At 50.0% G+C, this 13,287-nt stretch carries 15 protein-coding genes; 3 read left to right on the forward strand and 12 right to left on the reverse strand.

Annotation, left to right across the window (positions count from 1 at the left end; all coding sequences use genetic code 11):
- Positions 1–6: 6 nt before the first annotated feature.
- The 8 genes from nusB to yajC form a co-directional block, all read right to left on the reverse strand.
- Positions 7–426, reverse strand: coding sequence for a transcription antitermination factor NusB (nusB, locus tag CWE11_RS10205; RefSeq protein WP_126777520.1), 420 nt, complete (start codon positions 424–426; stop codon positions 7–9).
- A gap of 11 nt (positions 427–437) precedes the next feature.
- Positions 438–902, reverse strand: a complete 465-nt coding sequence (gene ribH / locus CWE11_RS10210) for a 6,7-dimethyl-8-ribityllumazine synthase (protein WP_126777521.1) — start codon at positions 900–902, stop codon at positions 438–440.
- A gap of 193 nt (positions 903–1,095) precedes the next feature.
- Positions 1,096–1,608: a lysophospholipid acyltransferase family protein gene (locus CWE11_RS10215; protein WP_126777522.1), complete on the reverse strand. Its 513-nt coding sequence runs from the start codon at positions 1,606–1,608 to the stop codon at positions 1,096–1,098.
- A gap of 74 nt (positions 1,609–1,682) precedes the next feature.
- Positions 1,683–2,537: a DUF3014 domain-containing protein gene (locus tag CWE11_RS10220; RefSeq protein ID WP_126777523.1), complete on the reverse strand. Its 855-nt coding sequence runs from the start codon at positions 2,535–2,537 to the stop codon at positions 1,683–1,685.
- A gap of 22 nt (positions 2,538–2,559) precedes the next feature.
- A complete protein-coding gene (gene yaaA / locus CWE11_RS10225; RefSeq protein ID WP_126777524.1) occupies positions 2,560–3,336 on the reverse strand; it encodes a peroxide stress protein YaaA in 777 nt (258 codons plus the stop codon).
- Between the two features lie 204 nt (positions 3,337–3,540).
- Positions 3,541–4,494 carry a protein translocase subunit SecF gene (secF, locus tag CWE11_RS10230; RefSeq protein ID WP_126777525.1) on the reverse strand — a complete coding sequence of 318 codons (954 nt, stop codon included), beginning with the start codon at positions 4,492–4,494 and terminating at the stop codon, positions 3,541–3,543.
- 13 nt (positions 4,495–4,507) lie between these two features.
- On the reverse strand, positions 4,508–6,358 hold the full coding sequence (gene secD, locus CWE11_RS10235) for a protein translocase subunit SecD (protein WP_126777526.1): 1,851 nt from the start codon (positions 6,356–6,358) through the stop codon (positions 4,508–4,510).
- A gap of 40 nt (positions 6,359–6,398) precedes the next feature.
- On the reverse strand, positions 6,399–6,731 hold the full coding sequence (gene yajC, locus CWE11_RS10240) for a preprotein translocase subunit YajC (protein ID WP_126777527.1): 333 nt from the start codon (positions 6,729–6,731) through the stop codon (positions 6,399–6,401).
- 255 nt (positions 6,732–6,986) lie between these two features.
- On the opposite strand from yajC, the gene CWE11_RS10245 reads away from it, so the two are divergent.
- Positions 6,987–7,595: a trimeric intracellular cation channel family protein gene (locus CWE11_RS10245; protein WP_126777528.1), complete on the forward strand. Its 609-nt coding sequence runs from the start codon at positions 6,987–6,989 to the stop codon at positions 7,593–7,595.
- A gap of 16 nt (positions 7,596–7,611) precedes the next feature.
- Here CWE11_RS10245 and CWE11_RS10250 read toward each other — a convergent pair whose 3' ends face one another.
- From CWE11_RS10250 to hemH, 3 genes are read right to left on the reverse strand one after another with little or no spacing between them, the layout of a single operon-like run.
- Positions 7,612–9,381: a TIGR03545 family protein gene (locus tag CWE11_RS10250; RefSeq protein ID WP_126777529.1), complete on the reverse strand. Its 1,770-nt coding sequence runs from the start codon at positions 9,379–9,381 to the stop codon at positions 7,612–7,614.
- Between the two features lie 2 nt (positions 9,382–9,383).
- On the reverse strand, positions 9,384–9,902 hold the full coding sequence (locus CWE11_RS10255) for a TIGR03546 family protein (protein ID WP_126777530.1): 519 nt from the start codon (positions 9,900–9,902) through the stop codon (positions 9,384–9,386).
- A 37-nt stretch (positions 9,903–9,939) separates the two neighbouring features.
- Complete coding sequence (gene hemH, locus CWE11_RS10260; RefSeq protein WP_126777531.1) at positions 9,940–11,025, reverse strand: ferrochelatase; 1,086 nt, start codon at positions 11,023–11,025, stop codon at positions 9,940–9,942.
- A 103-nt stretch (positions 11,026–11,128) separates the two neighbouring features.
- On the opposite strand from hemH, the gene CWE11_RS10265 reads away from it, so the two are divergent.
- Both CWE11_RS10265 and CWE11_RS10270 read left to right on the forward strand, forming a co-directional pair.
- The gene (locus tag CWE11_RS10265; RefSeq protein ID WP_126777532.1) at positions 11,129–12,592 is read left to right on the forward strand and encodes a RimK family protein; all 1,464 of its coding nucleotides are present in this window, start codon (positions 11,129–11,131) and stop codon (positions 12,590–12,592) included.
- A complete protein-coding gene (locus CWE11_RS10270) occupies positions 12,592–13,041 on the forward strand; it encodes a GNAT family N-acetyltransferase (RefSeq protein WP_126777533.1) in 450 nt (149 codons plus the stop codon). Before CWE11_RS10265 ends, CWE11_RS10270 begins: the two co-directional genes overlap by 1 nt.
- A gap of 149 nt (positions 13,042–13,190) precedes the next feature.
- Here CWE11_RS10270 and CWE11_RS12250 read toward each other — a convergent pair.
- On the reverse strand, positions 13,191–13,287 hold a 97-nt coding region (locus CWE11_RS12250), incomplete at its 5' end, for an IS3 family transposase (protein ID WP_338022191.1).

Consider the following 13,287-nt stretch of genomic DNA (forward strand, 5'->3'; position numbering starts at 1 on the left):
AGATGTTTATTGACGCGCAGCGCGCAGACTGTCTACTGCTTTATCGAGCACGCCATTAACAAAGCGATGAGAATCGTCGGCACCGAACGCTTTGGCAAGTTCAATGGCTTCATTCATAACCACTTTAAATGGCACGTCAAGACGAGACTTTAACTCATAAGCAGCCACGCGTAAGATGGCACGTTCAATTTGGTCTAAGTCTGCGAACGGACGGTCCGTAAATGGGGTCAGCGCTTGATCAAGCGTTGAAGCGCGGGCCGTAACGCCCCGCACCAAATCAAGAAAATAGTCGACATCCACTTTGCTGACATCGTTCTCGGTCAAAAATTCTGCTTCGATATCAGCCACACTGTTCCCGGACAACTGCCAAGAGTAAACAGCCTGAATGGCGAGACGACGAGCCTTACGGCGAGCTGCTGGCTTCACGCAAATACTCCTTATAGCTGCTCGAGAACGTTCATCATTTCGAGCGCACTCAAGGCGGCTTCCGCGCCTTTGTTGCCATGCTTCACGCCTGCACGGTCAATTGCCTGCTCGTCAGTGTCGGTTGTGATCACACCGAAGGCCACCGGAACACCGGTATCCAGGGCAACTTGAGCCAAACCTGAGTTTGCTTGTCCGGCCACGAAATCGAAGTGCGGTGTACCACCACGAATCACTGCACCAATGGCAATAATTGCATCGAATGAGCCTGACTCAGCCGCTTTCTTCGCAGTCACAGGGAGCTCATAAGCGCCCGGTACGCGGATCACGGTGATATCATCGCTTTTGATCTGGCCAATACGCGTCAGGGCATCAATAGCGCCCTCCAAAAGCTTCTCGACAATAAAGCTATTGAAGCGTGAGACAACAATCGCGACTTTTTTGTTTGGTGCTGCAACACCGGCTTCGATGACTTTCATGCAATATCCTCAGCGCTGTTCGGCACCTCACGGCGGCCGATTGTTTGATGCGTAAACGTGTACTCAAATCACGTCATTGGGCCCTGCTTCATGTGTTCGTCTAGCGACCAACCAAACCACCCATGAAACACCGACCTAAAATAGGCGCGAAGAATAGCACATTTTACAGACGAACGGTAAATATAAGCGCGGTTTACTGCAACTCTGGGCGCTTCCCGACCGCTTGGTCTGTAAAGGCTTTAATTTCACTTAAAGTCTGCTCCACGTCTTCTTTTGGCCAAATGGGATCGGCAATATTGATGCGGCGAGTCTTAAAACAAAACGATACCGGAACTAAGGGCACATTGGCCCCAAGAGCGATATGCAAAAAGCCCTTTTTCCATTCCTTCACCTTACTGCGTGTTCCTTCAGGCGCGATCACGAGAACCAATTGTTCCCGTTGTGCAAATTCGTCCACCATCTGACCGACGACCCCGTGCGCACTGTCTCGCTTTACAGGGATGCCACCAAGCCAGGTGAGCAAACCACGGATTGGGAATACAAAAATTGAGTGTTTCCCCAAAAACGACACCCGTAAACCGAGTGCTAGTTTAACGCATAGACCCACAAAGAAGTCCCAGTTGGACGTATGGGGTGCGACAGGAATAATGGCTTTTGGAATATCGGGTAACTCGCCGTGGATTGTCCAGCCGCCAAGTAGTTTCATTCCTACACGGCCTACCCAACGGGAAAAGCGGTTACCCCGAGAGGGTAACCGCATTAATTTATCTGCGCTTTGGGTCACAAACGTCTGAGCCTCGTCCGGATTTCACGTAACTTTTGTTTTACCAGAACTCGGTTATCAGGGCCAATCCGCAACATTTGCTTTTGCACACTCGGCAAGCCTTCTAACTCGGGATCTGCGAAGGTATACATCACTTGCTCGTCGGACAACGCTAACAATCCAGATGGCTCCGGTGTATCAAGGATGACTTGGATTGCGGTCAGCACGCGCTCGCGAAACCGTGTGTTTGGCTCACCAATCTCACGATACGCTTCCTCAAAAAGCGGCTCATAGCGCTGATACAACCGAATCAAAGCGTCGGTATCCATGCTAACAAACCAATTCACAGAGTCATCGTAACGTTGATAACTGCGCTCATCGATGTATAACTGGTTATCGATTTCACGAACCAAGAAACGCGATTCCGGACCTTCAATTACCGCCGCTTCACGAACCACCACACCATTTGCAATGTTATCAGCGAGAACCACTAACTTGCGGACAAGATTTTCGCTTTCAACCGGGCTCGTATTCAGATCTTTTTCTTGCGCTTCACTCAGTAACGCACCGCTAGCGTCATCGAGAGACGGTAACGGACGCTCGGGCTCTGGCTCTGGCTCAGGTTCTGGCGCTGGTTCGGGCTCTGGCTCAGGTTCAGGCTCCGGTTCGGGCTCCGGCTCTGGCATGGGCTCCGGCTCGGGTTGCTCAATCACCACAGGCTGCGGCTCAGGTTCGGGTTCAGGTTCGGCGCCTCGGGTAAACCAAAGCACCAACGCGATGATGAGAACCACAACCACACCACCGACAACCAATGGATTGATACTCTTCTTCTCTTGTTCCGTTTCCGGAAACGATTCCTGTTCTTGAGCCATAGCTACTCCTGATTCGCGCAGCTTATTTTATTTCATCTCGAACGAACACTAGTTCGTTCCCTGTCGATTGCTCGGGCGAGAAGCGATAGCCTCCCTCATTAAAAGACTTCAAGTCTTCTACGGAGTTCGCTCTCTTTGCAATAATATAACGCGCCATCATGCCACGCGCTTTCTTTGCGTAAAAACTAATAATCTTCACCTTGCCATTTTTGGTATCCTTAAAAATCGGTGTCACCACGGGCACGTGAAGATCATCGGGACGGACTGCTTTAAAGTACTCTGTCGATGCAAGATTCACTAAAAACTCAGCGTCCACTTCATGAATGGTTTCATTTAACTTTTCCGTAATTCGCCCACACCAGAAATCGTAGAGATTTTTTCCGCGCGGATTTTTCAACTTTGTCCCCATCTCGAGGCGATAAGGCTGCATTAGATCCAGTGGTCGCAAAACACCATACAGACCAGAGAGGATACGCATATGCTCTTGGCCCCACTCCCAATCTTTCTCACTCAACGAGGCAGCATCAAGGCCTGCATATACATCACCATTGAATGCGAAAACTGCTTGCTTGGCATTCTTTTCATCAAACGGCGGTTGCCAATGGGCAAAGCGAGCTGCATTCAGCCCAGCAAGCTTGTCGCTGATCTTCATCAGTGAAGCAATATCTTGAGGCGACAACTTACGGCAGATCTTTATCAATGCTGCCGAGTCATCGAGCATTGTGGGCTGAGAATATTCTTCAATTGGAGACGGTGTTTCGTAATCCAGATTTTTCGCTGGAGACACAACAAATAACATAAGCTACCTCACCTCTTATTCTCGGTTCTGAAGAAGCGTATCTATCATGCTCTACGCACAATTCTTCATAAACCATGGACGTCGTTCGGAAGCGACTCTGAGCTTTAACTATAGGATTATCTGAACAAAAAGACTACCTGTTCAGGATCAAAAAAGCCCCTCCATACGCGATGTGAGGGGCTCTTGCTGAAAAAGCGAGCAGGTTTATAAGACCGGTTCTTGGTCTTCGCCCTCTTTTTCCACTTCCGGTGGCATCAGATCTTCGCGCGAGATGCCAAGGGCAAGCACAATCGTGCTCCGCGTGAAAATAGATGAGTAAGTACCCACCAACACACCAATCGACATCGCAACCGCAAAACCGAAGATCATCTGACCGCCAAATAGCATCAGAACAACCAACACCATCAGGGTGGTTAATGATGTCACCAAGGTCCGACTTAGGGTTTGGCTCAATGAGATATCGATAACACTGACCGGAGTTTCCTTTCGCATAATACGGAAGTTTTCTCGTATCCGGTCGGCCACCACGATACTGTCATTGAGGGAGTAACCTATGGTTGCTAAGAGCGCCGCGAGAATAGTCAAGTCCACCTGCATCTGGAATAACGAGAAGATCCCGAGAATCAGAATGACGTCCTGCACCAAACCAGCAACCGCTGAGAGAGCGAGACGCCATTCGAACCGGAACGACACGTAAATCAAAATACAGATAACCGCCACGATCAAGGCTAACCCGCCGGCTTCCGCTAATTCCTCACCCACTTGCGGACCAACGAACTCAACCCGACGGATCTGCAGGTTTTCGTCCACGTTGGTTTGCAGGATACGTAATAAGCTATCGCCAATTGACTCTGCATTTGCTTCGCCGCGCGGAGGAACCCGGACCAGCACATCCCGCTGAGTTCCGTAGTTCTGAACAACAGCGTCACCGTAATCATTGGCTTCCAGTACCTCGCGCAATTCACTCAGGTTTGCGGGCTGACTAAAGCCCACTTCGACCAAGGTTCCCCCGGTGAAGTCCAAACCCCAATTCAGCTTGTTGATGGCCAATGTCGCCAGTGATGCAACGATCAAAAGGATACTTAACGCCGTGGTCCATTTGTTAATGGACATAAAGCGCAACGGATTGTTTTCATCGACTTTAGTAATTAAAAACATTCTGCTGCACCTCTTATATCGACAGCTTGGTGAGACGCTTCTGACGTCCCCACGCAAGGTTTACTATCGCCCGTGTGCCCACTATCGCAGTGAACATCGATGTGACGATACCAATCGCCAACGTGACCGCGAAGCCTTTGATCGAGCCGGTTCCGACTGCGAACAAAATCAGCGCAGTAATCAAGGTCGTGATATTAGCATCCGCAATGGTCGAGAAGGCGTTCTCGTAGCCTCGAGAAATCGCTTGCTGCGGACTTCGCCCCGCCAACAATTCTTCTCGAATCCGCTCGAAGATAATAACGTTCGCATCGACTGCCATACCAACGGTCAGGAGGATACCCGCCATCCCTGGCATGGTTAATGTGGCACCTGGAATCATCGACATGACACCGACTATTAACACCAAGTTAGTCAGAAGTGCGATGTTTGCGACCAGACCAAACTTACGATAGTAAATGCCCATGAAAATCAAAACGAGAATAAACCCAGCCATAATCGCGGTCATCCCGGCCCGGACGTTCTCTGCTCCAAGGCTTGGCCCTACGGTACGCTCTTCCACGATCTGAATTGGCGCAATTAGAGCACCCGCACGTAGCAAGAGGGCGAGGTTTTGTGCATCTTGAATCGAACCCACACCGGTAATACGGAAGTTACTGCCAAGAACAGCTTGAATGGTGGCAACACTCACCACTTCTTCAATACGCTCAAACGCAATCCGACCATCTTCTGTTGTTTCGCCCGTTGCTAGGAACTCAATAAACACCGTTGCCATGGGACGGCCCACGTTGCCGCGAGTTGCCTGAGTCATCAGACGGCCACCCGCTGAATCCAAGGTAATATTAACCTGAGGACGGTTGCTCTCATCGTAGCCGACGCTGGCGTTCACGATGTGGTCGCCGGTTAGGATAACCCGGTTCTCCAACAGCTGCTGCCCTCCGCCACGGACGTTGAACAGACGACTTCCGAACGGCACCCGGCCAGCAATTGCATCTTGCAAATCGTTGTCGGTATCAACGAAACGGAATTCGAGCGTTGCAGTTGCACCCAAAATCTCTTTAGCCCGCGCTGTGTCTTGCACACCTGGCAATTCCACGACAATCCGATCTTGGCCCTGACGTTGAATAAGCGGCTCAGCAACACCGAGCTCATCCACTCGATTCCGTAGGATCGTAATGTTCTGGTCGATCGCGTTTGCACGCGTCTCTTGTAAGAACTGATCCGTCATCACAAGTGTGATGGAGTTATTGCTTGAATCCGTGCGCGTCTCGTACCCTTCAAACTGATTCCGCAGTTCACCTAACGCCCGTTGATAATCCTCAGCACTGCGTAGGTTCACAACAATATTATTGCCGTCAGCATTCACCCCGGTATAGCGCACCCGATTCTCACGCAAGCGATCACGGACTGAGTCGAGCATGCTATCGCGCATTTTGCTCAACGCTTCTTCCATATCCACTTCCATCAAAAAGTGGACACCGCCGCGCAAATCGAGACCGAGTTTCAATGGCTCACCCCCAATCGCAGCAAGCCAGCTAGGCGTCGCTGGGGCAAGGTTGAGGGCCACAACAAACTGCTGGCCGAGTTCTGACACTAATAACTCACGTGCAGCCAACTGGTCGTCATCGGATTCAAGACGCACCAGAATTTGGCCACTTTCATAGGTTAAGCCTCGGGTTTGGATACCTGCGCTTTGGAGGGTCCGTTCGACCTGCGCCACAGTATCCATGGTGACTTCCCCTCCACGGGTTGCAGAAATCTGCACCGCATGGTCTTCACCATATAAATTTGGTAGTGCGTAGAGGGCGCCAAACAGCACCACAAATAGCACCAGCAAATTTTTCCATAACGGAAATTTGTTTAACACAAGTCCGTCCTTTCGTTAGCTGCTAGACGAACGCTCTGAATCAGAGCGTTTTGATAGTTCCTTTCGGAAGGATCGCAGCAACCGCTGCTTTTTGTACCGTGACTTCGACGTTGTCGGTCAGGGCAATGACCATGAAGTCGTTGTCGTCGGTGACTTTGCTGATGCGACCCACCAGACCACCTTGAACCAAGACTTCATCGCCTTTCTGTAGGCTTGATACCAGTGTCTTATGCTCTTTTACGCGCTTCGCTTGCGGACGATAAATCAAAAAGTAAAAAATCAGACCGAACAGCACCAACATAATAATCAGAGATGCTGTGCCACCTTCTTGGCCCCCTTGCTGGGCATACGCATTTGCAATCAAAAATTCCATAACGCTTCCTCTTTCAATTCTTCAGCCCGCAGGCTTGGATAGTTCTACATTTCGGATAAATAAACGCCGTATTGTAACCGAACCGCTGCCGAAGCGAAACGCTTGTGCGTTTCAGGTATCGCAGTTCTTTGCACGCATACCGCAGAATATTGGATATGCGGCAACACACCTTGAATTACAAGTGCAGAATGACTTCTTTTTTCCACTCTGCGATGCCACACTAAGTTTATCGATTCGTTACTCATGGACCGACCAATGACTCAATGGTTCTATATTGCTGATCTCGCAGGTGTTGCTGTGTTTGCGATTGCAGGGACGTTACTAGCATTTCGCAAACAAATGGACGGCTTCGGTGTTGTGGTTCTCGCTTCGGTGACCGCCATCGGAGGCGGCACCACGCGGGATCTGATCCTCGACGTACCGGTCTTCTGGTTGCATGACCCTACCTACTTTCTTGTCATCTTGATTGCCGCATTCGCCACCATTGTATGGCTTCGCTTCAAAGCATATATCCCATTGAACCGTCTCCTCATTGCGGATGCGTTAGGGATTGCCTTTTTCACCGTTTTGGGTGCAGAAAAAGCATTAAATGCGGGAATGAGTCCTGTCATTGCAGTGATCATGGGTACCATGACCGCAGTGTTTGGTGGAATGCTGCGGGATGTCTTGGCACGTGACATCCCGTTGGTCTTGAAAAGTGAGCTGTACGCGACCACTTGTATTGCAGGTGCTGTGGTGTTCGTTTTGCTACAACCGTTTTCACCCACGTTAGCACTGACACTCGCCATGTTAACGACGCTTTCATTGCGCCTCGGGGCGATCCGCTACCACTGGTCTTTGACCGTTTTCAAAGAACATAAGTAGCGGAGTTTAAAGTACGCTAGCCTCCAATCCGGCGACGTAAGCTATCACGCAAGCGGTCTTCAAGCTGCTCACCAAGGCTCAAGTCATCCGCTTCAATGCTCAACAAATCAGCCAACAGGGCGTTCTGATCACGTGCTTGATCACGCAAGCCAGTGAATTGCTGCAAGCGAGGTTCCCAAGTGCTTGTGATGCTCTGAACCCGCGCATCAAGGTCAGAACGGATGGACGCCAAATGAGTATCGGCCTCTTGACGCAATGCGGTGGTAAGTAACTGTTGCAACTGATTATCGAGATCAGAGCGCAGGCGAATGCCCGGTTGCGAAAACGGGCCATCTAAACTGACGTTCATATCAAACGCGTTCACTTGAGATATCACATCGCTCAAAATTTGCGCCCAACGTGCCTCGCCGTCTAAGCGCATATCCACTTCAGACATACGAATGAGACCACGCCCATCAATTCGGCCTTCTTGAATCCCAACGCGCCCTTCAGAGTTCATCGCGGCCGATAGTAAGCGTGCACTTACGCCCTGTTGGTCAAGCAGACCCTGCTCTGGGAGATTCACGCCGCGTACACGCCAGTCTTGTCGGCCTGAGAATCCGCGAAGCTCTGATAGTCGGAACTCTCCGTCGAAATAAAGCTCACTCCACCAATCGCTCGCAGTGGAATTCAAAATGAAAGTCGTTGGATTCCCACCTATGCGGTCATGCTGCCATGTGATGTTTTGCCAATCCGATGTAACGGTGGTATCCAAAAAGTGAATGCTGATTCCGGCTTGTTCAATCAGGAATGTAGGGCGTTGTTCACGATCGAAATCAATAAACCGACCCACCCACCGGCTCGGCCGCGTTTCTTGCTCTTCGGCTCGGGCTAGCATCGGGCCAATCACATCGAAGGCCATAAATGCGTAACGGCTCCACTGCTCGACGCGCGGCCCGAATAAAATTCCACTTAACTCAGAGATACTCTCTTGATCAAATGACAACAACTGCCGGATCCGCGCTAAATCTTGCGCTGGAGCCTCGCGCAGCGCTTCGAGATCCGTGCGTAATACACGAACAGCCTCTTCACTCACATCGACGAACTGACGAACTAACTCACGGTCCGCTCGTACATCGGTTTTTAACGCTTCCAAACGTTGACGCAACTCAAGTAACTCTTGTGGCGTGCGTGGTCGTGCTTCAGTAATTTCTTGCATACGTGTCCGGTACGCTTCAATCCGCTCGCGAGGCGGAAGCTGCTCGCGCGCCTGCTCGACTTGCGTGCGCTGCGCTGTGAAATCTGCCTCAATGCGTTCCACCAGTGCAGGTGTTCGAATGTCACTGCGCGCCAGCACTTGATCGACCGAGGGAATATCGATCTCAAGATCGGCTAGCATTTGACGCCAATCCATGGGTTCACGCTCGCTTTGATAGTCCGCACGAACACGACCTGGACGGGCTCGTTCCACACCCATAGCGACATCACGTACGTTTAGCTCAGTGATATGAATTCGACCAATCACCGCATCCCAAAAACGAATCTGTGCTTGCGCGCGGGATGCTTGGAACCGATTCAGCTCCGGCTGATCTGGATCAGTCACCTGAATCTCGGAAAGCTCAATGCCAAACGGATTCCAATGCACCTGCGCCCGGGCAATGTTTACTTCCGCGCCATTGGCTCGCGTCAGGCCATACTCGAGTCCACCTTTCAAAAGTGGTCCTGCAAACACACGAATTAACACCGCTAGACCAATGACAACGACAAAAAAGAGAATCAGGCCAGGCCAACGAATCACATTTTTCATAGTTAGCTCCCCCGTAAGCCACTGATTCTCTGGTAGGTCGAAAAGAATTTCGTGCTTTTCACGATTTGCACAATCTTCAATTGATTAAACCGTGCCATCACCCGATGACGATACAGAACAATCAGACGGTGACTTGCAAACAGCCAAATAGGTGCGAACAGCACACAAAACACAAAGCTACCGAGCGTAATGGTGTGGTTGTATTGGAATAAACGTGCCAAGGGGTTTTCATATAGCGCGACCCATAACCCTTCTAGCGCACCGGTGGTCAGAAGACTTTCACCTAAGTAATCGAAAATCGGATCCAAAAGATAGGCGAGTCCGGAGAAGAACACGAACGCGAGTAGGAACGCAGAAAAATTAATGCGAAAGGCTAACGCAAAAAACAGAATAAATAGGTTGTGAAGGCTCCAAAGCGGCGTAAGCCCCATAAACATGCCGAGCACAAAGGCCCATGCAATTGCCCATGGGCTTGTCTCGGCATTCAGCGCTTTGAGTAATCGCGCGAGCATCGTCAACATGCGCTTCTCCTTATATGATCAGATGCTTTATCAGAGCTTAAAGCTTAGCACCGAGTTCCTTGGCACGCGCTGCGGTTTGCTCACTTTTTTCAGAACTTCCAGCATGAAAGCCTTGTAGGTGCTGTTCAAGCAATGAGATGAGTGCCGAGATATGTTCCTCATCCGAATTGAGGCACGGAATATACTCATAACGCTCACCGCCAGCTTCCATAAAGTATTCGCAGTTTTCCTCACCAATCTCCTCAATCGTCTCGAGGCAGTCTGACGAGAAACCTGGACACACCACCTGCAAGGACTTCACGCCTTGGCCAGGTAGAGCTTTAAGCGTCTCATCTGTATATGGTTTGAGCCACTCCTCACGTCCAAAACGCGATTGGAATGTGGTCATATATGCATCCTTCTCAAGACCGAGCGCTTCAGCCACCAGGCGCGTGGTTTTGTAGCAGTGACAATGATAGGGGTCACCATTGAGCAAATAGCGTTTAGGAATTCCGTGATAAGAAAAAATAAGTTTGTCCGCCCGCCCATGCGTTTCCCAGTGCGCCTTTATCTTATTCGCCACAGCTTGAATATATTCAGGTTGATCGTGGTAGCAGGAAATAAAGCGAAAATCAGGCAACCAACGGCGACGAGTAAAGTCGTGCGCGATCGCATCAAAGGTGGAGCCAGAGGTCGATGCGGAGTACTGCGGATACAACGGTAACACCACTAATTTGGTGACGCCCTGTTGCATTAGCTTTTCCAAAGCGCTCGAAATGGAAGGATTTCCGTAACGCATCCCAAACTCGACAACAATATCCTCACCCCAGGTCTTCTTTAATTGGCTGCGAACCGCATCAGTCTGCTGCTGCGTGTGAAGCAAAAGAGGTGAACCTTCATCGGTCCAAACCGTTTTGTACGCTTCTGCTGAGCGACGGGGACGGATACGCAAGATAACCCCATGCAAGATGACTTTCCACAGCAGTTTCGGCACCTCCACAACGCGCGGATCGGAGAGGAATTCCGCTAAATAAGTACGCAGCGCTTTGGGTGTCGGCGCATCAGGTGTGCCTAAGTTTGTCAATAAGACACCAACTTTTGGAACCTGTGCGTGTGTAAACGATGGAGACCCTTGAAATTTCATACTATATTTTCCTTTGCTAGCGCTTGATTATTACACGCATTTCAGCGATAAAGCCGACGCGACCGGCGCGGTAATCCGGACCACAAAAATCACAAGGTTACTTATGCACAATGCACCCCTGATCATTCTCGACGACTTGAGCGATTGGCAGCCCTATCACCCAAGCCAAGCCATTATCAGCGCTGCTGATTATATCCAAAATATCAGTAAACACCGTGGCCCAATTATCAACTTGTGTGGTGATTTATCCTATTTGTCGACCGGCTACTACGTGTCTTTGCTGGCAGAAGCCCGTGGTCAGCGCGCATTGCCGTCTGTCTCGGCCATCAACGATCTCGCGAATCTATCGCATTATCAACTATTTCTAAATGATCAGACAAAACTACTGAATCGTTTCGTGGCCCAGCATCAGCCAGAAAGTCCCAAACACATTCGGTTGCTGATCTGCTTTGGCAAAACAAGCTTTCCAGAACTGGAAGACCTTGCGCGTCAATTATTTGAAGCCTACCCGTGCCCTATTCTCGAAGTGGAGTTTTCACTTGAAGGTCGGTGGCATCTGAATGCTATACGTAATCGGGCTCTTTCAGATCTCAATGATAACGAGCAAACTTTGTTTGGTGAGTCTTTGGAGTACTTTAGCAAGCGAGTCTGGCGCAAAGCACGCAGTCGCAAAGAGTACCGGTATGATCTCGCCATTTTGCATGATCCCGAGGAGCGTATTCCAACCAGCGACAAGAAAGCCCTACAGAAATTTATCCGGGCCGCCCGCGAGAATGACATTGATGCAGAGCTAATCACAAAAGCAGACTTCAACCGCCTGCTAGAGTTTGATGCATTGTTCATTCGTGAAACTACGCGCATTAACCACTACACCTACCATTTTGCGAAAAAAGCAGAAGCCAACGGCCTTGTCGTTATTGATCATCCTGACTCTATTTTGCGCTGTGCCAACAAAGTATTTCTCAACGAGATGCTCGAGAAGAACAAAATCCCTCAGCCCCGCACCGAGCTTTTGGTCATGGGCGATCGAATTGACTTCACGGCAATCGGCGAGCGTTTTGGCTACCCAGTTGTCCTAAAGATTCCTGATGGTTCTTTCTCAATTGGGGTCGAGAAAGCAAAGAACGAAGAAGAATTTCGGAAAGTGGCCAAAGAACTATTCAAGATGTCGACGATCTTGTTGGTACAGGAATTCCTGCCCACAGACTTCGATTGGCGGATTGGTGTGCTAAACAATCGGGCGATCTACGCTTGTAAATACTTCATGGCCCGAAATCACTGGCAAATATACAACCACAGTAGCGAGACCACCCGCGGGAAGAGTGGTTCGTTTGAATGTCTTGGTGTTCATCAAGTTCCCAAAGAAGTCATTAAGGTTGCATTGCAAGCCACTCGACTTGTTGGCGATGGCCTATACGGAGTCGATATTAAAGATACGGCGAAGGGGCCTGTCATCATTGAAATCAACGACAACCCTTCCATTGATAGCGCCGTAGAAGACCTTTACCTTGGTGATGAGCTGTATCGAATCATCATGGCGGACTTTGTGCGACGGATGGACGATTAATGGCTCTACTCGTGCGGCGCGCACAGCGTGAGGATGCCCGAACGCTTGCTGCGCTTGAAGCGCGTTGCTTCACTTATGACCGAATTGGCCTGACATCCTTTCAGCGATTTGTGCGCAGGGAAAGCTCTCGCGTATGGGTCGCAGTGCTCGACGGGGTCATCGTAGGCTACTGCATCATCCTGACTCGTAAAAACAGTCAAAGCTGGCGCTTATATTCCCTTGCTACCGCGCCGGAGGCTCGTGGCAAGGGGGTGGCTCGTGCCCTAATGGAAGCCATTGAAACACAAGCAGTCATTGAGCATGCGCAAAGAGTTCGGCTCGAAGTGAAAGTGGATAACCAAGCCGCCATAGACCTGTATCGAAAATTAGATTTTGAGGTCATCGACCTCTTGCCTGCTTACTACGATGATGGGACCGATGGTTACCGCCTGCAACGAACCCTCGCATGATGTCAAAGCGGACGTATTATCTCCCACTCGCAGGAGATTCTAATTCAATCTGTCCCAATTTAGGGGAAGTGGACACATTGACCGCTTGAATCTACAATAGCCTTAAGATGCGATGACGCTGATCCGTACCACTAAAAGTGGACACTTTGCTAAGCACTATTTTTTAATTCAAAGTTCTCTGGGCTGAGATAGCCAATAGCACTATGCCTTCTTGTCTTGTTGTAATCAACTTCGATGTACTCAAAG

The sequence above is a fragment of the Aliidiomarina sanyensis genome, assembly GCF_003987175.1.
GTDB lineage: Bacteria > Pseudomonadota > Gammaproteobacteria > Enterobacterales > Alteromonadaceae > Aliidiomarina > Aliidiomarina sanyensis.